The sequence below is a fragment of the Mucilaginibacter sp. A5337 genome (genome assembly GCF_059690695.1).
The window spans coordinates 172713-194311 of sequence record NZ_JCAWEC010000001.1 but is presented as its reverse complement, the minus strand read 5'-3'; the positions used below and the strand labels follow the sequence as shown (position 1 = coordinate 194311).

Genomic DNA, 21599 nt, shown 5'->3' with positions numbered 1-21599 from the left:
AAACCTTTGGCCTTTTACCTTTCGCCTTTAACCTGAATTAAACTTCAGCTATTTTAAAAGTATAGCTTTCCATGATCAGGTTAGCCAGCAGGCTTTTACAGGCCTGATCAACTTTGGCGCTGGCAACCTCGGCATTTTTAGCTTCAATTTCAAGCGTAATGTGTTTGCCGATGCGAACGTTATGGATTTCGGTTAAACCGAGGTTTTTCATGCTGCCGGTTACTGCTTTTCCTTGTGGATCAAGTATTTCTTTTTTGGGCATTACTTCGATTTCAGCCCGGAACTTTGTCATTTGTGAGTTTTGTTTGAATTAGAGATAAGGTGATATAAATAAATATAACCACCGGAACGGCCACAAATTTAAAAAATAGTATGAGTATTGCCGAAAACAAGAGCAGTAAATAACGGAAAATGTTTTTGTTAAAGTCGCGGTTTTTGAATTTAAGCGACATTAACGGTATTTCGGATACCAATAGTGAGCACATTACCAGTACCAACACAGTAAGGAAGTATGGGCTTAGTATGTAATGGGCCAAAGCATCGTATTGCTGTACTATTAATGGTAGCGATGCTATCAGTATAGCATTTGCCGGTGTTGGCAGGCCTATAAAACTATCCGACTGCCTGGTATCGTTATTAAATTTAGCTAACCTTAATGCCGAAAATACCGGTAGCAAAAAGGCTACAAAGTTTAATAGCTGGCTTACTCCGTTTATCTGTGGTGCCTGTAAAAATAGCTCATACATAATAACCGATGGCAGCACGCCAAAGCTTACCATATCGGCAAGTGAATCAAGATCTTTACCTATGAATGAATAGGAATTTAGTACCCTTGACGCAAGTCCATCGAAAAAGTCAAATATAGAGCTAAGGAAAATGGCATAAGCAGCCACTACCAGGTTACCCTGAAAGGCGAAAACAATCCCTATACAACCGCTAAATAGATTGGCACAGGTAATAGCATTCGGAAGGTGTTTTTTAACGCGTCTCTTCATTTCGCCATGAAGTTATCAGGAAATTATTAAGTAATAATGAAGTTACAAATAATATTCTACTTACTTATAACTTCATTATCGCTAAAATATTACGAATTCATCGAAATCAGAAATTCTTCGTTAGTTTTTGTACCCTTAATCTGGGCCTGTAAAAACTCCATAGATTCCTGCGAATTCATGTCGGCAAGGTGGTTGCGAAGGATCCAAACACGTTGAAGTGTCTCGCGGTCAAGTAGTAAGTCGTCGCGGCGGGTACTTGAAGCTGTGATATCGATAGCAGGGAAGATACGTTTGTTTGATAATTTACGATCCAACTGTAATTCCATGTTACCGGTACCTTTAAATTCTTCAAAAATAACCTCGTCCATTTTTGAGCCGGTTTCAGTAAGCGCAGTAGCGATAATGGTTAATGAACCGCCATCCTCAATGTTACGGGCAGCACCAAAAAAGCGTTTAGGTTTGTGCAGCGCGTTAGCATCAACACCACCTGATAATATTTTACCCGATGCAGGGGCAACGGTGTTATAAGCACGGGCCAAACGGGTAATAGAATCCAACAGAATTACTACGTCATGACCGCACTCCACCATACGTTTTGCTTTTTCAAGCACGATATTGGCAATTTTTACATGGCGCTCAGCAGGCTCATCAAAGGTTGATGATACAACTTCGGCACGTACGCTGCGGGCCATATCAGTAACCTCCTCAGGACGCTCGTCAATTAATAATATAATAAGGTATACTTCGGGATGGTTTTTGGCTATTGCATTGGCTACATCCTTTAATAACATGGTTTTACCTGTTTTTGGCTGCGCCACGATCAAACCACGCTGACCTTTACCAATTGGCGAAAACAGGTCCATGATGCGGGTTGAGTAGTTGTTCGGATCGGTGAACAGGCTCAGTTTCTCTGATGGGAAAAGCGGTGTTAAGTGATCAAACGGAACGCGGTCACGTACCTCGGCAGGGATCCGGCCGTTAATAGCCTCAACGCGTACCAACGGGAAATATTTTTCGCCTTCTTTAGGAGGGCGAATGCTTCCGCGAACGGTATCACCTGTTTTAAGACCAAATAATTTTATCTGCGATTGCGATACATAAATATCATCGGGAGAAGTAAGGTAGTTATAATCAGATGAACGAAGGAAGCCGTAACCATCAGGCATGATTTCCAAAACACCTTCGTTTACAATTACGTTATCAAAGTCGAGATTGATTGGGATCTCCTGTGCTTTTTGCTGATTTTGGTTGCTGTTAACCCTGCGCTCAAATTTTTGCGGGCGGGCTTCAGGAACAACTTCCTCTGTACGGGTTACTGTTTCACCTGCTTGAGGGGCTTCTGTTTCTGCAGTTACAGGAACTTCACTTTCCGGATCTTCCTGTGCGGGCTCATCATCCTGTGCATCAAAAAGATTGGTATCATCTAACGGAACTTCGATGCGTGGTTTTGATGAATCTTTAGTTTTTATAACACGGGCTCTTTTGCGGGGCTTTTCAGCTGTTTCAGCCGGTTCTTCACCAGGAGCAGGGGTAGGGGTATAATTTGATTCAACAAGATTTTGCTGGGCCCTGGCGGCTTCAATAAGCTGTTGTTGTTCAATAATGCGGGTAACAAGCTGAGCTTTACGTAGTTCGTCGGCCTCAGCAATACCTAAATTTCTGGCAATTTCGCGCAACTCAGAAACGAGTTTGTCGTTCAATTCAATTTTATCAGACATGATATGAATTATAGTTCAATGGGATTTTTTAATTGTAATGTGTTTTCAAACGGTAAAAATTTCTATGCAAGTGTTAAAGCTTTGAGCACATGTAAAAACATATGAGGCTATAATTGAAAGAAATTGATCTTGAAACCTTGTTTTAGTAAACATCCAAACCCAAGCAAGTATTATATAAAGTGATAATAAAAAGCGTGGTGATTTAAATTGTTTCTTTAGTGCAAGAAAAATTCAATGGAAAACGATGCAAGTGTAAACAATTATTCTTTAATTTCAAATTAATTAAATAAATATCACCTATATCAGAACACATAAGCCAAATTTTTAGTTTTTTTGACAATTAAAATATTATTCAGCAGCTGATGATGTCCCGCCAGGAGTTAATTGAACAGATCAAAAAAAAGAAATCATTTTTATGTGTTGGGCTTGATCCCGATATCAATAAGATCCCCGAATTTTTAAAATCGTACCCCGATCCTATATTTGAATTTAACAAACGCATTATTGATGCTACTCAGGACCTTTGCATTGCCTATAAACCTAATGCCGCTTTTTATGAGGCTTATGGCATAAAAGGATTGCAAAGCTTAATTGATACTTATAAATACTTGCCTAAAGATTGTTTAAGCATCATTGACGCTAAACGCGGCGATATCGGCAATACATCCGATAAATATGCCAAAGCATTTTTCGATGAGCAATCGGGCGGGATGAGCTTTGATGCCATTACCATTACACCTTATATGGGTAATGACAGCGTTACACCGTACCTTGCTTATGAGGGTAAATGGGTTATTATTTTAGCTTTAACATCATCTGTTGGTAGCAAGGATTTTCAATACCTGCAAACCGGCGATGGTTATTTGTATGAAAATGTAATCAAAAAGGCCAACACCTGGGCAGGTGCCGACAGGATCATGTATGTAGTAGGTGCTACTAAAAGCACCGAATTTACTAACATCCGCGCATACGCACCCGATAGCTTTTTACTGGTACCCGGAGTAGGGGCGCAAGGCGGCAGTTTGGAAGAAGTTTGCAAATACGGCATCACCAAAGATTGCGGCCTTATCGTAAACTCGTCCCGATCCATACTATATGCAAGTAACGGTGAGGATTTTGCCGACGCCGCACGTGCAGAAGCCCTAAGTTTACAGCAGCAGATGCAGGGGGAGCTGGAGAAGGCAGGGGTGATATAATGTAAGTTTCAGCAAGTTCAAGCGTGGACGCTTGAACTTGCTGAAAGAAAATTAAAAAGCCCGAAGTTGTTAAAACTCCGGGCTTTCGTATGCTTTATGCTTTATGCTTTCGGCTTTCAGCCTTAAGCTTTATTCAAAGTATTCCTTCATCCGTTCAAAGAAACTTTTCTCGTTTTTGCCCGGATTGGGTTTAAAGTTAGGCGAACCTTGTAATTTCTCCAGGATCTCACGCTCTTCGCGGCTCAGGGCTTTTGGTGTCCAGATATTAATATGCACCAATTGGTCGCCACGGTGATATGAGTTCACTTCAGGTAATCCCTTGCCTTTCAGGCGCAGGATCTTGCCACCTTGCGTTCCGGGATCAATTTTTATCTTGGCTTTGCCGTCGATGGTTGGTACTTCAACAGAGGTGCCTAAAGTTGCATCAACAAAGTTTACGTGCAGGTCATAGATCACGTTGTTACCATCACGTTTCAAAGTTTCGTGAGGTACTTCCTCAATCAGGATGATCAGATCGCCGGGAACACCACCACGTGGAGCTGCGTTACCTTTGCCGCTCATGCTCAACTGCATGCCTTCACTTACACCTGCAGGTACCTGGATAGTGATCAGTTCTTCCCCGCGAACAACCCCGTCACCATGACAAACATTACATTTTGACAGGATAGTTGAACCTTCGCCGTTACAGGTAGGGCAGGTGCTGGTAGTTTGCATCTGACCTAAAATTGTATTGGTTACCCTGCGCACAGCACCCGAGCCACCGCAGGTTTTACAGGTTTGGAACGATGATTTATCTTTTGCACCGCTGCCATCGCAGGTTTTACAGATAATTTGTTTATTAACCTTGATCTTCTTTTCGGCACCGTTGGCAATTTCCTCAAGGGTTAAACGCACTTTAATGCGCAGGTTGCTGCCGCGGGCTACGCGCCTGCCGCCACCGCCGCTTTGACGACCACCACCGAAGAAACCTTCAAATGGGCTACCGCCACCAAAGATATCACCAAACTGGCTGAATATGTCGTCCATATTCATGCCGCCGCCGCCGTAACCACCGCCATTGGCCGATGACGCATTGGCAGCATGACCAAACTGGTCATAACGCTGACGCTTTTCGGGAGTACTTAGTACTTCGTAAGCTTCAGCAGCTTCTTTAAACTTTTCTTCCGCTTCCTTATCGCCCTGGTTTTTATCAGGGTGATATTTAATAGCCATTTTACGATATGCCTTTTTTATGTCATCTGCACTTGCTCCTTTAGCAACTCCAAGCACATCGTAATAATCTCTCTTAGCCATGTTTAATGTAGAATTATTGAATTAGTGAGTTAGTGACTTAAAAATTACCAACCCGTATTCTGATATTTTATTTATTTAGTAAAGCATTAAAAGAAGAACTGAATTCGGCAAACAAGTATCAATCACTAATTCGCTAATTCAATATTCACTAATTAATTTACGCTCCAACTACCACTTTAGCAAAGCGGATCACTTTGTCATTCAGGGTATAGCCTTTTTCCATTTCGTCCATTACCTTGCCTTTAAGGTCATCAGTAGGGGCAGGAATATTGGTAATAGCTTCATGCAGATCGGCATCAAAGGCATTGCCAATTGATGTCATCTCTTTAAGGCCTTTTTGGCCCAGTATATTTTTCAGCTTGTTTTGGATCAAAGTAACACCTTCTTTAACAGGGGCAACTTCGGTAGCCTTATCCATGGCACGCTGCGCGCGTTCAAAGTCGTCAAGTACAGGTAGTAAAGCCACAATAACATCTTTACCTTCGGTTTTGCGGGCTTCCTCGCGTTCTTTAATGGTACGCCTTCTAAAGTTATCAAATTCGGCATATAAACGCAAGTACTTGTCAATAGCTTGTGCCAGCTCGTCTTTTAACTTTTCTTCGGCAGTAGGGGCTGCTGCAGTTTCTGTAGCCGTAGCTTCTGTTTCCTGGGCTTGTTCCAGCCCTTCGTTTTGTAATTGCTCGTTATCCACTTCGTTTATATTTTCAGTATTATCCGTATTTTCTTTCTTCTTTTTCTTCAACATATCGTTAAATTTCATAGCGAGTAGTGCCAATCAAGTATCCTGCCATAACCGTAAAGCGGTCAAGCTGTCAGTGGCATGAAATAATTTTAAGTAAGGGTGACAGGCGGACCGCTGATTTGTCACCGATGGTTTTTTGATTACAATGATTGCGTTGATTCCTTTTGAAGGTGTTTATTTTGCTAACCGGCTTGGTTTCGATTTGCTGGTGAAGTCAAAATATTAATCAACCAATCATTTTAATAAAAATTCAGCGAAATCATCAACGATCAGCGGTCATATCTCTACATCTTCCAAAACCTTGCCATTTTCGCATTTGATAATGCGCGATGGAAAAGCCCGGATAATGTGATAATCGTGAGTAGCTACCAGTACGGCAGTGCCTGATTGGCTGATCTGCTTAAGCAGTAGTACAATTTCTTCGGATGTTTCAGGGTCGAGGTTGCCTGTGGGCTCATCGGCCAGGATTATTTCAGGATCATTGAGCAGGGCGCGTGCTATAACCACACGCTGCTGTTCACCACCCGAAAGTTCGTGGGGCATTTTCTTTAATTTTGAACGCAAACCAACTTTTTCAAGCACGTCAAGGGCTTTATCTGCAATCAGCTTTTTATCGTTCCAACCGGTGGCACGCATTACAAAGTTGAGATTTTGTTCAATGGTACGATCGGTCAGTAACTGGAAATCCTGGAAAACTATACCCAATTTACGGCGTAAATAAGGAATATCACGGCCCGGCAACTTGCTTAGCTCATAGCCACAGGCATGGCCTGTACCGGCTTTTATTCCTAAATCGCCATAAATTACTTTCAGCAGGCTGCTTTTACCTGATCCTGTCTGGCCTATCAGCCATACAAAATCGCCTTTGTCAACATGTAAATTTACGTTTGAAAGTACCAGGTGCGCCTGTTGAAAAATATCAACGTTGTTTAGTTTTATTATAGAATTTCCAATCATCGTTTTTATAGCTCTAGTTTTAAGATCTGCCCAAACGGCAGGTCTTTGATAATATTCATGATCTCGTCGGCTTTGTCGCCCAATCCAACCTTATCCAACGATTTATCTGGCCTGTCAACCCTGAAATAAGCCAGCAGCGTAAACTTATCATCACGCAACTGTACATAATCGGGTATTTTAGCAACACCTTTAACTTTTATGATATACATCGTATTGTATCATTGGGTCATTTGCTTTGCTCATTAGGTCATTTTTTTCCTTGCAAACAGTTCAATGACTTAATGACCTAATGAAATAATGACCTTACTTCCCAAAGGTATTTATTTTATTTAAAGACTTGACAAAAATTCCATCGTATCCACGCCATCGGCATAATCCCATAGTTTGGGTTGCTGGCTTTGGCCAAAACCTACTACCTGGTTATTTACCTTTAAAGGTAGGGTACTTACAATGCATTGAATATTTTCGGCGTTTTCACTAATCAGATTTTCTGCTTCTGCTATATCATAATAATAGTTGAAAAATAATACTGACAGTGGAGATGTCAGCCTGTCATCCTCTTTAACCATTAAAAATCCATTGTCAAAATGTTTATCACCGTTAACCAGATAGATCGATTTATTATAGTCGTAATTGTTATTGTATTTATGATGATTGATGATGCCTTTATGATCTTCTATCGATTCAAAAAAGAAAGTAAAATCATACCCTTCAGGTACCAGTATTTTGGATACATTACGACAGCCAAGGCCATAATAATCTAAAATGTCATGGCCGAGATTAAACAGTTCTTTGGCTGTTTCCTTGCCGCTTAGTACAGCAATGCTGTTGCGATTTTTACGAATGATGTTAGGAACTTTGCCAAAATAATAATCAAAATAGCGCGAGCTGTTATTGCTACCGGTGGCGATAATGGCGTCAAACCCTTCCAACTTGTCAACAAAGCTATAGCTGCCGGCAAAATTAGCATCAATCACTACCAGTTTTTCCAATACGGCTTTGATAAGGCGGGCATCCTGAGATGAAGCTTTGATAAGCGCCTTGTTGCCCGAGGCAATAACACAAAGTACGTCATGAAAACCTACCAACGGGATGTTACCGGCCAGTATAAGCCCAACATTTTTTTGAGAGGTACCTGTTTCAAAGTTATATTTCGAAAGCCAGGTAGTTAGGTCTGGCGCATTAAGCATGGTACCTATAGCTGAAACTGCTTCCGAAACGCTTGCCGGTGTGAACCATGCATTATGATATTGTTCGTTTTCGATGAGTGCGCTTAATGCTGCGTCGGGGGCCAGGAGTTGCCTGCCTAACTCCGAAAATGAATTTATTGAGTTTTTTGGATTAATTTTTGACATATATATGTTAGGGGATTAAACCCCGAAAGCCTTTTTTTGTTATATTTGTGCGCTTGCAATTTGCAGGCAAAGTTAATTGAGATTATTAGATATTTAGAAATATGGCGATTAAAATCACCGACGAATGCATAAACTGCGGGGCCTGCGAACCGGAATGCCCTAATAATGCCATTTATGATGCAGGAGCGGCCTGGCGTTTTAGCGACGGGACGGGTCTTAAAGGGATAATTGATTTTGGCGATGGTAATACCCTGAACGCCGAAGAAACACAAGCTGCATTATCTGATGATATATATTATATAGTACCTGATAAGTGCACCGAATGCGTAGGTTTCCATGATGAGCCTCAGTGTGCTGCGGTTTGTCCTGTTGATTGTTGCGTTGATGACGAAGATATCCGCGAAAGCCAGGAAGAGTTACTTGCCAAAAAGGATTGGCTGCACATGAACGAATAAAATTTTTTTAATGATATTGAAAAGGGATATGCAACGCATATCCCTTTTTTATTTAACAATAAGTTCAAAGAGTGAGTGACCGATTGAACATGAAGCATTGTTAAGGTATGCCGGGTTGGTTGAAAATTCTAAAAATATTTGTATTATCGTATAGCTTTTACCCCAAATTACAGATACCAATTATAAAAGCAATATCATATTAAAATGTTAACCGTGTATTAACTAAAAATACGCGCCGAATTTTTGTTTATTTGACATTTACAGAAACTATGGAGTACGGAATATGTAACCTTGCCGTAATCCCGCTCAGGGCCGAACCCAGCGAGCGGAGCGAGCAGGTGTCACAATTATTGTTTGGCGAGGCTTTTGAAATTACCGAGTGGCAAAATAACTGGGTTAAGATTATTGCCGAAAGTGATGGCTATGTTGGGTGGATAGGCCGTTTGCAATTTACCATGCTTGCTCATACAGCACATAAAAATCTTAAGCATCATCCCCCAAAACTCACTTACCAGGCGGTTACGCAGGCATGGAAAATGAGCGATAACAGCGTTGTTTATTTACCGGCGGGCAGTTCGCTTGCTTTCTTAGAAGGCACCTCATGCCGCATTGGTCATGAACATTTTGAAATAATTGGCAAAGTTGGTGAGCCTGAAGATATCGCTGCAACTGCTAAATCATTTCTAAACTCTCCTTATTTGTGGGGGGGGCGAACACATTTTGGGATTGATTGCTCGGGTTTTACACAAATGGTTTACAAACTTAAAGGCCTCAAAATTAAGCGCGATGCAAGTATGCAGGTAACAGAAGGTACTAAGGTTGATTCAATAAAGGATGCCAGGCTGGGTGATCTGGCTTTTTTTGATAATGCCGAAGGCAAGGTTACTCATGTGGGCATTATGCTTAATAATGAGCACATCATCCATGCATCGGGCAAAGTTAAAATTGATACCATTAATGAAGATGGTATATACTCGCGGGAGCAAAAAAAACATACCCATAACTTATGTGGTATCAGGCGTTTTTTTTAATTATTCCTGTGTTTATTGTTTAATGAATTTTTGAAATCCTATAACGCTGTTGTCTCTACTATTAACAACCTGCATGATATAAGTGCCCGGTATAAATGCGGCTACGTTATTTTGCCAGTTAGATTGCGATGATATAGCTGTAGCAATGATCCTGCCCTCACTATTGGTGATACTGATCTTGTAGTTAAAAGAGCTGTTATTATCTATTTTCATTTTTGCATTAATTACATCAGTAGCCGGATTGGGGTATAGGCTCATGATGCTGCTTATAGCGCTTTGTGTCTTGTTGGCAAACATTACCGGAACAATTTTAGAATAAGTAAAATCGCCGTTTAAGTCAATTTGCTTTAGGCGATATTGATTAAGGCCCTGAACCGGCGCCTGGTCGCTAAGCGAATAATTTTTTGCTCCATTTGAATTCAGGGTACCTATGGGGGCGAATGTTTTGCCGTTATCGGTACTCCGTTCAATAACGTAGGTGGTATAATTAGCTTCATTTTTAACAAACCATGTAGCCTTCGCAGTTGTGTTTACTTTTATTGCCTCGAAGTCGAGCAGGCGTACCATGAGTGCAGGGTTCTGGCGAATGATAAGCTGCAGCCTGTTTACACCAAAAGAGGCGCTGTTGCTTTTATCGATATTAAAATTATAATCGGGATGCGCTTTGAGATCTACTGAATCTTTGGTGAAATTATCTTTAAGCCATACTTCATAAAGGGCAGGCAGATATTTAACATCGGTTAATTTAATTTTATAAGGGCCTGATGTCGTGGCATCTGCAAAAAGAGGGATTATTTCCTTGTTTTTCCCTGGGAGTGGAAGATGGTGGATGCTTGTTTTTACGCTGTCGCTGGTTAAAGCCGAAAAACTTTCCAATGCACCAATCCCTCCGAGATCTTCAGCATCTTTATTCTTATCGAAATTGGCAGTAGCCCATTTATCAAAAACCAGGGCAACACCGTCAAAATTAGCGGTGTCTTTTTCAAGGAGGAGATGCATAACAGGGCTTTGCTGCACAACCGCCTCGCTCGTACTTGCTGCCGCAATTGACATGTTTGCTGCGCTCATAATGGCTTTATTGCCGGCACCCAAAGCCTGTGCAATAGGTGTCTTGCCTTGGGGTAAGCTGAAGACCCCGGCAAGTGTAGTTGATGAAGGCTGAGTAGTTACCTTGGCCGATTCCCTGAAAGTTAAAGCCTGCCCGCTGCCGTTTGCTATAACAAAAAAGCCCTGGCCGCTTGGTATCATATTGCTTGCTGCGCCGCCAACTACGCTTTGCACACCAGGATTAATGGTTGTAGTGGTATCGTTAACCGAGGTTATCTGCCCTGCATATTGCTGATAACTCTCGAAATTTTTCGTTGTTAAATTGTAAATCCAGATATAAACCAATGGCGGTACATTTGCCGGCGTAGTTGTATAGATCTGGGCTTTTTGTCCGGAAATATAAATTGAAGAGGCGGCATTAGCGTTACTGCCAGAGGTTCCCTTACGATTAAACTTTTCAAAATTTATGGTGCTGGCATAAGGGTTGCCCACAAGGTTATAACCTTGCAGGGTATTGGCGGCGACGCTTGAATACTGTAAAGTAGATGTGCCATCATACCAGTTTGCCACGGTAATGTTGCCCTGGTTTAACGTTCCTGTTTCGGTCATCGTGGTTGGCTGCGGAACATAAGTGGTATAAATAGCGTTCGCTATAGAGCCGGCCGCAGTACGATCTCCCCGAAAAAAGAACACAAAACCATTGCCTGCGCCGATATATCTTGTGCCGGTTTCCCCATCAAAAGAATATGGTGATGTTAAACTGTTAACCCCCCTGAAATAACCGGATGTAAAAGAACTTTGATTTGCGGCCTGGCTTTCTTTAAAAAAGTAAATGGTTGGGTTATTGGCTCCGGGCGAAACATCAAAGCCACCTGCGGCTAACGTGGTGCCGGTAACAAACGCATTGTTTTTAAGATACGCCAGTGTAAAAACAGGAGTTGAAGTGCCTGTATTAACCGAAGAAGTTAACAAACGGTATCCCCTGTATTTTGAGGCGTAACCGTTAATATAGCGTTGTACATTGAGATTGCCTGTAATTGCAGTACCCGAGGGGATACTTGCAACTGTAGCCGAGCCGGTAGCATCAGAGTTTAATGTTAAAACACCGCCTGCAGCCAGGGTTGCCGAGCCGCCCATGGTAAGTATACCAGAGGAAGATACCGCGAATTTACCTGCGCCAGACATGGTTTTTGTTGCGCTGCCTTGCACAAAAACATTTTTAAACACCACTCCATTGCCATTGTCAGATCCGGCATCGCTAAGTGATTGTGTTGCCCCTTTAAAGATAACATTGGGGTTATTGGTTATCGCATCAACCTTGCCTGATGTTGAAGCCGAGTTCCAGTCTCCATAAATTGTAAGATCGCCCGAGTTTACAGTCTTGGTTCCGGTTGCCGAAAAGTTGATATTTTGATAGGCAGTAGGGGTGATATCAAGCTGACTGGTACTTTCGGTATAAACGGTTTGGCCGCTGCCTGCATATTCAACCGTACATGTTCCGGAGCCGCCCCCGTTATTATAAAAGTCTATCGATCCTGTAACACTTGTTGATTTAATAGGTGTAGCATTGGTTAAAACCAATCGCGGCGTGAGACTTGAACCTGAAGGTACGTCTACCGTGAATGTGGCAGTAGCCGACGATAACAGCGAAACAACTATTCCATTGGATCCTGCAGAAGTGTTGGTGTAAATTTGTCCGCCAATAGTGGTGGTACCGCCGCGAAGATAGAATGCGGAATTATTTATTAATAAAATACTTGCCAGCAAAATAACAACTGAATTAGAGCTTCCATATATACTCACATCACCACCTATCTGTAGCGAGTTAATATTTGATACCAAGTTGATCTGGTTATTAGTAAGGAGGCTCAATCCTAATAAAAAAGTATTGTTGCCGATCTGCATTGAGCCGCATGTTATGGAGCCAGTACCCGTAAGCGTTGTGGTAACTGTGCCCCCAAGCCCAAGTAATGATATGGTAGGAGGGTTTTGTAATATTGCCCCGCTAACTGTTAACGAACCGTTTACTGTTAAGGTTATTGATGATGTTATAGTGCCGAAAGTGATTGATGCGCAAGATGTAGTTGTACTACTGGTACTGGTGGTTATAGTTGGTGCGTTGGTAAATGACACTACACCTATTTGTAAAGCATCACTTGAGAGAGGCGTTGTTCTGCTCGGGCTCCAGTTTGAAGGGGTATCCCAGGCTGTGCTCGAGCCTCCTTTCCAGTCGTAGGTTGCTGCATAAGCACCACTTGTTAGCAGGCCTGTGATGACTAAGAATGTAATAATAAAGATGATAAGTTTTGGTTTCATAACTATACTTATTCATACTATTTTTTATATTCTTAAAAGCTATCGTGAAAATTTAGGTTGCTTTTTTCGAACTTGAGTACTGCTGTATAGTTACGAGTAAATGACTATAAATGTTGCTGTTTTTCAGGAATGAATAAAATGAACAAGCAAAATACGAATGAATAGCGCGGTGTTTTTTAATATTAAATTAGTGTGTTTTGTGTGAAAAATACACCAATTTAATATTATTTTTTGCACCTGGAAGGACTTTTTTTTTGAAAAAACGTAAATATAGGACAATGCAGCAAGCGAAAATTAAAATTTAATTTCCCAGTTGATGACAAGTTTATCATCACTTACCGAAAGTAGCTGATCTGTAGCTGCCCATGCTAATTTATTGATGGATAGCACATGGCCTGGGTAACCTTTTTCCCTGCTGATGTTTTTGTAAAGCTTGAAATCATCTGATCCCCAGATCTTGATACTTTTGTCCATACTGGCAGTAGCAAAATAGGGTAGGGTTGGGTGGAATGCGATATGGTTTACCGCGAATAAATGGGCGGGAATGTTTTTTACTTCATGATAGCTGCCGGTATCCCAAATTTTTACCTGGGCATCTCTTGAGCCGGAAGCGATGTAACTTCCGTCGGGGCTATAGGCGAGCGCAAACACCGCCATAGTGTGACCATGAAGCGCCTTTATAATCGTATAATCTTCCAGATCGTAAATAGCAATGTGATTATCGCGGCAACCGAATGCTACCTGTTTTTGATCGGGCGAAACTGCAATGCTACGAATTGTATCCTTTGATACCGTAATGCCATGCACCATTTCAAGCGTTTTAAGACTCCATACGGATACAGTTCCATCTTCAGAAGCTATCAGCAGTTCGTGTTTTTTTATCGACGATTTGATGTCAAAAATGGCCTTTCGGTGATGCCGTAATGGTTTAAGTAGTTTTTGCTGGATAAAATCAAATACCAAAACCTCGCCGCTGCGCAATCCGGCAAACATTAAAGGGTAGCCCTGAGGGCAGTGAATAGCATAAATAGACGCATTAACAGGGAACATCACTTTAATGAACGAAAAATCTTTCAGCCCCCACTCAACCAAACCTTTGTCGTTACCACCGGTAAACAATATTCCCGGCTTTTGCGATAGCTCAAGCGTAAATACCGGGTTGGCATGACCTGTAAGTTCGGCTGTTTTTTGTACGGTGATCATTTCTATAGTTCATGGTTGATGGTTCATAGTTCATAGCCGGAAAAAGAAGGTTATGACATTTAGCCATAAACCATGATCTATGAACCAGGAACAAAATTATTTATGTCTCGATTCCAGGTTTTTGGCGATTGTTTCTAATGTTAAACCTTTTTCGCGGAGCAGTACCAGTAAATGAAAAACAAGATCTGACGATTCGTTGATCAGGTCGGTTTCTGTTTCGGCAAGGGCGGCTATAACGGTTTCAACGCCTTCTTCGCCAACTTTCTGGGCTATTTTATTAAGACCTTTATTACGGAGTTTGTTTACATACGATCCTTCAACCGGGTTAGCATACCTGTCGGCAATGATGTTTTCCAGTTCAAGGATGAAGTTTTGGTTAAACTCGGTATTGAAGCAGCTGCGTGAGCCTGTATGACAGGTTGCGCCATCGGCTTTTACTTTAATAAGCAGGGTATCGTTATCGCAGTCAATGCTGATGTTTTTTACATGCAGAAAATTGCTGCTGGTTTCACCTTTGGTCCAAAGGCGGTTTTTGGAACGGGAATAAAAAGTTACGATATTTTCCTGTACAGTTTTATCGTAAGCTTCCTGGTTCATATAGCCCAGCATTAAAACCTCTAAAGTCTGCTCGTCCTGTATGATTACGGGGACAAGTCCGCCGGTTTTTTCAAAATCTATGTTCATTTTCGTTTTCCTATTTCCTGGTTGCCGTGTCTTCACGGCGACTGTGTGGATATTATTGAATCCTTTCTGTCGCTGTTGTCATCAGTAGCTATCAGCATAGCTCGCCTGTATTGAACAACATGTTGTTGGTGACAACACCAACAACGGCGCTTAGGGAATCATACAAGTCCGTGCTTTTATTTCAAATTCTAACTTCTATCTTATTATCCTGCAGTATCCGTTTTAAATCAGGTATCAATATCTCTCCATAATGAAACACTGAAGCAGCCAGTGCAGCATCGACATTGGTTTTTTCAAATACATCAACAAAGTGCTCAACCTTACCGGCACCGCCCGAAGCTATTACCGGGATATGCACAGCATCATTAACAGTTTTCAGCAGTCCATTATCAAAACCGCCTTTTGTACCATCATGGTCCATTGAAGTTAACAGGATTTCACCAGCACCACGACTTTCAGCTTCCAGGATCCATTCCAATGTTTGGCGCTCGGTTGGCAACCTACCACCATTCAGGTGTACTACATTTTTATCGCCAATGCTGCGGGTATCAACAGCTACCACCACAAACTGAACACCAAAAGCGGCGGCCAGTTCATCTATAAGTTTTGGGTTGCGTACCGCGGCAGAGTTGATAGAGATCTTATCAGCTCCTGCGTTTAAAAGTGCATCAGCATCGGCTATTTCATTGATACCGCCACCGATAGTGAACGGGATGTTGATTTGCCGGGCAACCGATTTTACCAGCTCAACCATAGTTTTGCGGCGCTCAACTGTAGCTGTAATATCCAGGAACACCAATTCGTCGGCTCCCTGGTTCGAGTAATTCCAGGCCAGCTCAACCGGGTCGCCGGCATCGCGGAGGTCAACAAAGTTTACGCCTTTAACGGTACGGCCGTCTTTAACGTCGAGGCAGGGGATGATGCGCTTGGCTAACCCCCCCCGCCCCCTAAAGGGGGAGCCTTTGATTTGCGTATTAATTTGTTCCAATACTTTATTTAAGTTGTTGAAGACTTCTTCATTGGTAAATCTTAAAACAGTTAATCCCTGGCTTTCCAGGAAAACCTGTTTTTGAAGATCATTATTAATTACATCGGGAAGTTGGTGTATGCTTCCGTCCAATTCAATCACAAGTTTATACTTATGACAATAGAAATCAGCAACATAACTACCCAGCGGGTGTTGTTTTCTGAATTTTGTTCCCGAAAAAGCAACGTTCAACTGACTCCATAAAAATATTTCAGCGGGAGTCATATTGTATCTTAATGCTTTCGCGTTAGCAAATATTTCGGCGTTCGCATCAAGAAAGAGCTTTTTCTTCATATCTGAGTTTAATATTTCAATTCCGATATGCCTAAACTTGCATATCAGCACCCCCTTTAGGGGGCTGGGGGGTTATATCGATATCAGCGCGTCCAGATTCCAATGTTTCACATCCTCAATAGTGATATGCCCCTCGTATATCGCTTTACCAACTACTACCGACTCAACTTTTAAACGGTTTAGTTTTTCGATATCGCTCATTGAGCTTACGCCACCTGAAGCAATCAGTTTAATGAATGGAGAATGGTCAAGCAGTTTTTCGTATAGTTCAATACCTGCGCCGCCCAATTTGCCGTCCTTGTTAATATCGGTACAAAGGAAACGGAAGAAACCTAAGGCCAGGCATTTATCAACGTAATCCATCAGTTTGATAGGTGAGCTTTCCATCCAGCCAGAGTATTTGATCACCTCGTCAAGCACGTCGATAGCTACAACCACCTGATCCGAGCATTTATCTTTACCGCAAATCTCCTTGCTCAAATCTGGTAAAAAATCAGGGTTGGTAAGTGCCTGCGTACCAACAATAACGCGGTGAACACCAGCATCTATCAGCTCTTTCACTTTTTCGATGCTGCGAATACCGCCGCCATATTGCACCTTCATGTCGGTTTTACGAATTACATCAAACAGGTATTGCTGATTACTGAAATCGTTTTTTGCACCATTAAGGTCAATAATGTGGATGAAGTTGGTGCCGTTGCTTTGGTAGCGCTCTATCATTTCTTCAAGGGTAACATCGTATTCAGTTACCTGTGCGTAGTCGCCTTCACGAAGACGGACAACCTTCTTGTTCAAAATGTCAATGGCAGGAATAATGTACATATCCTTTATATTTTTGAGAAATTAGTTAACAATGTTTCGCCAAACACACCCGACTTTTCGGGGTGGAATTGTACGCCATAAAAATTATCAAGCCAAATTGATGCCGAAAATTGATTTCCGTAATCGGAGGCTAATAAAGTGTATGTTTTATCATACTCAATAAAGTATGAATGTACAAAGTAAAAATGTGAACCTGACGGTATATTTTCAAATAGCGGGTTTTCTTTTTCGGGGAAAACCCTGTTCCAACCCGTATGGGGTACCTTATGATCGGCGCTATCTTTAAACCTTAAAGTTTTAACCGGTATGATATCAAGTAGGTTCGAATCCCCTTCTTCAGAATAAGAAGTAAGCAGCTGCATGCCCACGCAGATACCCAATGTAGGTTTTTTCAAAGCTTTGATAAACGGCACAAGCCCGGTAGCTTTAAGTTTATTCATGGCCGCACCCGCATGGCCAACACCCGGAATGATGTAACGGTCATACTTATCAAAATCCTCTTCGCTGTTAATAAAGCCGTAGGGAATACCTAAGCGCTCTAAAGCGGCAGTAAGGGAAAATATGTTTCCGGCTCCGTATAGGATGATGCCGATGCCCCCCCCGCCCCCTGAAGGGGGTGCCTCTGCGAGGCTTTCCTTGTCTACTTTTTGTATATTTTGATCTGGTGTGTCCATTTTGTGCTTGTTACTCCCCCCTTTAGGGGGCCGGGGGGCTTTACAGCAGCCCCTTAGTACTTGGTAAAACCATCTTATCTACATCACGTTTTACGGCCACTTTTATTGCCTTGGCAAAGGCTTTAAATATAGCTTCAATTTTGTGATGTTCGTTTTGCCCTTCTGCTTTTATATTCAGGTTACTTTTTGAGGCATCACTGAATGATTTGAAGAAATGATAAAACATTTCGGTTGGAACGTCACCCACTTTTTCGCGTTTAAAATCGGCTTCCCAAACAAGCCAGTTACGGCCTCCGAAGTCAATAGCGGCCTGTGCCAGGCAATCATCCATTGGCAGGCAAAAGCCATAACGTTCAATGCCCATTTTGTTGCCTAATGCTGCGGCAAATACTTCGCCTAAGGCTATGCCGGTATCTTCGATGGTGTGGTGCTCATCAATATGCAGGTCGCCTTTGGCTGTGATTGCCAGGTCGATGCTACCATGGCGGGCAATTTGATCCAACATGTGGTCAAAGAAATGCAAACCAGTTGAGATTTTAGCGTCGCCTTTACCGTCAAGGTTTATTTTGATATAAATATCAGTTTCCTTAGTAGCACGGCGATGCTCAAATACCCGCTGACCGAGTTTCAGAAACTCATAAATTTTTTGCCAGTCGGTAGTTTCCAAAGCGATTACGTCATCAATATGATCTGCTTCGCTAAATTCACTTCCACCCAAATTGCTGTTGTTGTTAAGCCAGATGGCTTTTGCGCCAAGGTTTTTAGCCAGTAGCACATCGTTTTTACGGTCGCCGATGGTAAATGAGTTTTTCAGATCATATTTATCTGCATCCAAGTACTGCGTTAACAACGCTGTGCCTGGCTTGCGGGTAGGGGCGTTGTCACGTGCAAAAGTACGGTCAATGATCTGGTTGGCAAACTTCACGCCTTCACCTTCAAATGTTTGCAGTACGAAGTTGTGTACGGGCCAAAAAGTGTCTTCAGGATAAACTGAGGTACCCAAACCATCCTGGTTGGTCACCATTACCAGTTCAAAATCAAGTTCTTTGGCTATTTTTGGCAGATAGGTTAGCGCGCCGGGATAAAACTCCAGCTTCGCGAATGAATCAATCTGCTCATCGGCCGGTTCTTTGATCAGCGTGCCGTCGCGGTCAACGAATAATATTTTCTGTAGGCTCATTCTTTATAATTAGTGAATTAGCGAATTACTGAGTTAGTGATTTTTTTATTTAAAGTTTTGAAGCGCTTCGAGTAAAATAGTGTTCTCTTCTGGCGTACCTACGGTGATCCTCAAACAGCCCTCGCAAAGCTCAACTTTTGAACGGTTACGCACAATGATGCCCTGTTTTACCAGGTAATCGTAAATGCCGTTTGCGTTGGTGGTTTTTACAAGAATGAAGTTAGCATCGGATGGATAGATATCTACCACAAAATCAAATTCTTTCAGTTGTAAAACCAACCTGTCGCGTTGTGCAAGGGTTTCTTTAATCCATTCATTAACCTGACCAACATTGGCTAAAGCCGCTAAAGCCAGTTGCTGCGACGATTCGTTTACGTTATAAGGTGGTTTTACCTTGTTCATCACTTCAATGATCTCTTCGCTCGCAAAGGCCATGCCCACGCGTAAACCAGCCAGGCCCCATGCTTTGGAAAGGGTTTGCATTACCACAAGATTGGCACATTCGGTAAGCTCCTGGATAAATGATTTTTGACGGCTGAAGTTGATATAAGCCTCATCAACTACTACAATGCCTTTAAAGTTGGCGAGCAAGGTTTGAATATCATCGCGGTTGATGGAATTACCTGTCGGGTTGTTTGGCGAGCAGATAAAGATGAGCTTGGTGTTTTTGTCGATAGCCTCGGCAATGCCCTCTAAATTTAGCTGGTAATCTTCGGTAAGGTTTACCTTGCGGGCTTCGATATCGTTGATGTTTGCTGATACCTCGTACATGCCATAGGTAGGCGGTACCAGGATCACATTGTCAACGCCCGGGTTACAAAAGCTACGGAACAGGATATCAATAGCTTCATCGCTGCCGTTACCAATAAAAATATTGCGCGGCGGTACACCTTTAATTTCGGTGATGCGTTTTTTCAGATCGTATTGTAAAGGATCAGGATAGCGGTTAAACTGCTGATCTAAAGGGGAGCCAAAGGCATTTTCATTGGCATCAAGGAAAACGCTTGCTTCGCCCTGGTACTCATCACGAGCTGATGAATAGGGCACAAGCCGTTTTATATTTTCTCTAAGTATATTATTTATGTCGAACATTTTTTAATCTTTTTTTACACCCGTCATTGCAAGGTACGAAGCAATCCCCGATAAGCAGGACTGCCCTGTATAGTTCGCGATTGCTTCGTACCTCGCAATGACGGTTTGGTTGATATTTTGCATTTTTTCGCCGGAGGCAAACTCCCCCTTTAGGGGGTTGGGGGGCTCATCCTCACACTCACGGCATTCCTGTGCGCATGCAAGCCTTCCAGTTCGGCCAAAACTTCAACTGTTGGTCCGATGTTTTGGATTCCTTCACGGCTGATATGCTGGAACGTGATCTTCTTCACAAACGAATCAACCGATACGCCTGAATAAGCCCTTGCATAGCTGCTGGTTGGCAGGGTATGGTTAGTGCCTGATGCATAATCGCCTGCGCTTTCAGGGGTTAGGTTTCCTAAAAATACCGAACCTGCATTGATGATACTGCCGGTGATCTGTTCCCAGCTATGAGTAGCCAGTATCAGGTGCTCCGGCGCGTATTGATTGCTGAAAGCCATGGCCTCGCTTAAGCTACTGGTGATCACTACGTACGAGTTATCGATGGCCAGTTTGGCTATTTCGGCACGCGGCAAAACTGGTAGTTGTTTTTCAACTTCGGCAATGGCTTTTTGAGCAATATCGGCAGAGGTACAAACTAATACCGCCTGGCTGTCGATACCGTGCTCGGCCTGGGCCAGCAGATCGGCAGCGATATAGGCCGGGATTGCGGTTTCATCTGCAATGACCAATACTTCCGACGGACCAGCGGGCATATCAATAGCCGTTGTGGTAGTTGACTGGATAATGGTTTTGGCCTTGGTTACAAACTGGTTACCCGGGCCAAAGATCTTATCAACCTTAGGGATACTGGCAGTTCCGTAAGCCATGGCGGCTACAGCCTGCGAACCACCTGCAAGGTAAATCTTATCGATCCCAAGCATTAGCGCCACATAAGCTATAAAGGCATTTACTTTGCCGTTTTTTTGCGGGGGCGAGCAAACTACTATTTCATGACAACCTGCAATACGCGCTGGGATCCCCAGCATCAAAAACGTACTTGGCAATACTGCCGAACCTCCGGGAATATACAAACCAACTTTTTCAATTGGCCGTAATTCGCGCCAGCAGGTTACGCCGGGCATGGTTTCAACCTTGTCCTCGGTTTTTAACTGTGTTTGATGAAACTTGTATATGTTGCTGTAGGCCGTTTCCAATGCCGCTTTTTGATCGGCAGATATTGCTTTGGCAATTTCTGCGAGTTCGGCTTTATCAAGATAAAGTTTGTTCAGCTCTACCTTGTCGAACTTCAATGCATAATCAAATAAAGCGCTGTCACCATGCTGCTGCACGTTGGCAATCACATCCTCAACAATTGTCCTGATCTCATTTGCCGGATCAACATTGCGCTGAACCAGTTTCTGGATTTCAGTGGATGAAAGTTCTGAATAATTGTATGTCTTCATTTGCCCCCCAGCCCCCTAAAGGGGGAGTTAATGTCCTGTATTTTGATTGCCCTCCGTTACTCCCCCTTTAGGG

At 42.6% G+C, this 21599-nt stretch carries 20 protein-coding genes and 1 pseudogene; 3 read left to right on the top strand and 18 right to left on the bottom strand.

The genetic code is table 11. The features are described 5' to 3' along the window. Window positions 1-37 precede the first annotated feature (37 nt). From purS to rho, 3 genes are all read right to left on the bottom strand, one after another. Entirely contained in the window at window positions 38-292 is a 255-nt protein-coding gene (gene purS / locus AC59JO_RS00850; protein ID WP_497302796.1) for a phosphoribosylformylglycinamidine synthase subunit PurS, read from the bottom strand. Beyond that, window positions 273-995, bottom strand: coding sequence for a CDP-diacylglycerol--serine O-phosphatidyltransferase (pssA, locus tag AC59JO_RS00845; RefSeq protein ID WP_497302795.1), 723 nt, complete (start codon window positions 993-995; stop codon window positions 273-275). The genes purS and pssA overlap by 20 nt, the downstream gene beginning before the upstream one ends. An 89-nt stretch (window positions 996-1084) precedes the next feature. Next, window positions 1085-2713: a transcription termination factor Rho gene (gene rho / locus AC59JO_RS00840; protein ID WP_413668738.1), complete on the bottom strand. Its 1629-nt coding sequence runs from the start codon at window positions 2711-2713 to the stop codon at window positions 1085-1087. Between the two features lie 365 nt (window positions 2714-3078). Between rho and pyrF the strand changes: the two genes are divergently transcribed. After that, window positions 3079-3909: an orotidine-5'-phosphate decarboxylase gene (pyrF, locus tag AC59JO_RS00835; RefSeq protein WP_497303856.1), complete on the top strand. Its 831-nt coding sequence runs from the start codon at window positions 3079-3081 to the stop codon at window positions 3907-3909. Window positions 3910-4038: 129 nt separating this feature from the next. Here the strand turns inward: pyrF and dnaJ are convergent, their stop codons facing one another. The 5 genes from dnaJ to AC59JO_RS00810 form a co-directional block, all read right to left on the bottom strand. Then, window positions 4039-5202 (bottom strand): molecular chaperone DnaJ, encoded by a 1164-nt coding sequence (gene dnaJ / locus AC59JO_RS00830; RefSeq protein ID WP_413668737.1) that lies wholly within the window; start codon window positions 5200-5202, stop codon window positions 4039-4041. 157 nt (window positions 5203-5359) lie between these two features. After that, a complete protein-coding gene (locus tag AC59JO_RS00825; RefSeq protein WP_497302794.1) occupies window positions 5360-5962 on the bottom strand; it encodes a nucleotide exchange factor GrpE in 603 nt (200 codons plus the stop codon). A gap of 258 nt (window positions 5963-6220) precedes the next feature. Continuing rightward, complete coding sequence (locus AC59JO_RS00820) at window positions 6221-6901, bottom strand: cell division ATP-binding protein FtsE (protein WP_091210661.1); 681 nt, start codon at window positions 6899-6901, stop codon at window positions 6221-6223. A 5-nt stretch (window positions 6902-6906) separates the two neighbouring features. Further along, window positions 6907-7110 (bottom strand): fructose-6-phosphate aldolase, encoded by a 204-nt coding sequence (locus tag AC59JO_RS00815; protein WP_090526558.1) that lies wholly within the window; start codon window positions 7108-7110, stop codon window positions 6907-6909. A gap of 120 nt (window positions 7111-7230) precedes the next feature. Further along, the gene (locus AC59JO_RS00810; protein WP_497302793.1) at window positions 7231-8256 is read right to left on the bottom strand and encodes an acyl-CoA reductase; all 1026 of its coding nucleotides are present in this window, start codon (window positions 8254-8256) and stop codon (window positions 7231-7233) included. Window positions 8257-8357: 101 nt separating this feature from the next. Here AC59JO_RS00810 and AC59JO_RS00805 point away from each other — a divergent pair, with 101 nt between their 5' ends. After that, the gene (locus AC59JO_RS00805; protein ID WP_413668734.1) at window positions 8358-8711 is read left to right on the top strand and encodes a 4Fe-4S dicluster domain-containing protein; all 354 of its coding nucleotides are present in this window, start codon (window positions 8358-8360) and stop codon (window positions 8709-8711) included. Between the two features lie 269 nt (window positions 8712-8980). Continuing rightward, entirely contained in the window at window positions 8981-9742 is a 762-nt protein-coding gene (locus AC59JO_RS00800) for a C40 family peptidase (protein WP_413668732.1), read from the top strand. 12 nt (window positions 9743-9754) lie between these two features. On the opposite strand, the gene AC59JO_RS00795 is transcribed toward AC59JO_RS00800, so the two are convergent. The 10 genes and pseudogenes from AC59JO_RS00795 to hisD all read right to left on the bottom strand — a co-directional run bounded on the left by AC59JO_RS00795 (window position 9755) and on the right by hisD (window position 21526). Further along, window positions 9755-13105 (bottom strand): T9SS type A sorting domain-containing protein, encoded by a 3351-nt coding sequence (locus tag AC59JO_RS00795; protein WP_497302792.1) that lies wholly within the window; start codon window positions 13103-13105, stop codon window positions 9755-9757. Window positions 13106-13399: 294 nt separating this feature from the next. Then, entirely contained in the window at window positions 13400-14308 is a 909-nt protein-coding gene (locus AC59JO_RS00790) for a WD40 repeat domain-containing protein (RefSeq protein ID WP_497302791.1), read from the bottom strand. A gap of 96 nt (window positions 14309-14404) precedes the next feature. Beyond that, window positions 14405-15028, bottom strand: a complete 624-nt coding sequence (gene hisIE, locus AC59JO_RS00785; RefSeq protein ID WP_497302790.1) for a bifunctional phosphoribosyl-AMP cyclohydrolase/phosphoribosyl-ATP diphosphatase HisIE — start codon at window positions 15026-15028, stop codon at window positions 14405-14407. A 145-nt stretch (window positions 15029-15173) separates the two neighbouring features. After that, complete coding sequence (hisF, locus tag AC59JO_RS00780; protein WP_497303854.1) at window positions 15174-15959, bottom strand: imidazole glycerol phosphate synthase subunit HisF; 786 nt, start codon at window positions 15957-15959, stop codon at window positions 15174-15176. Window positions 15960-15968: 9 nt separating this feature from the next. Further along, a pseudogene (locus AC59JO_RS00775) lies at window positions 15969-16313 on the bottom strand (endonuclease domain-containing protein); the annotation flags it as partial. A 72-nt stretch (window positions 16314-16385) separates the two neighbouring features. Continuing rightward, a complete protein-coding gene (locus AC59JO_RS00770; RefSeq protein WP_121229718.1) occupies window positions 16386-17135 on the bottom strand; it encodes a 1-(5-phosphoribosyl)-5-[(5-phosphoribosylamino)methylideneamino]imidazole-4-carboxamide isomerase in 750 nt (249 codons plus the stop codon). Window positions 17136-17140: 5 nt separating this feature from the next. Beyond that, the gene (hisH, locus tag AC59JO_RS00765; RefSeq protein ID WP_413668728.1) at window positions 17141-17809 is read right to left on the bottom strand and encodes an imidazole glycerol phosphate synthase subunit HisH; all 669 of its coding nucleotides are present in this window, start codon (window positions 17807-17809) and stop codon (window positions 17141-17143) included. A gap of 40 nt (window positions 17810-17849) precedes the next feature. After that, window positions 17850-18989 (bottom strand): bifunctional histidinol-phosphatase/imidazoleglycerol-phosphate dehydratase HisB, encoded by a 1140-nt coding sequence (hisB, locus tag AC59JO_RS00760; RefSeq protein ID WP_497302789.1) that lies wholly within the window; start codon window positions 18987-18989, stop codon window positions 17850-17852. 45 nt (window positions 18990-19034) lie between these two features. Further along, window positions 19035-20081 carry a histidinol-phosphate transaminase gene (gene hisC / locus AC59JO_RS00755; RefSeq protein ID WP_413668726.1) on the bottom strand — a complete coding sequence of 349 codons (1047 nt, stop codon included), beginning with the start codon at window positions 20079-20081 and terminating at the stop codon, window positions 19035-19037. A 149-nt stretch (window positions 20082-20230) separates the two neighbouring features. Next, a complete protein-coding gene (gene hisD, locus AC59JO_RS00750) occupies window positions 20231-21526 on the bottom strand; it encodes a histidinol dehydrogenase (protein WP_497302788.1) in 1296 nt (431 codons plus the stop codon). Window positions 21527-21599 lie beyond the last annotated feature (73 nt).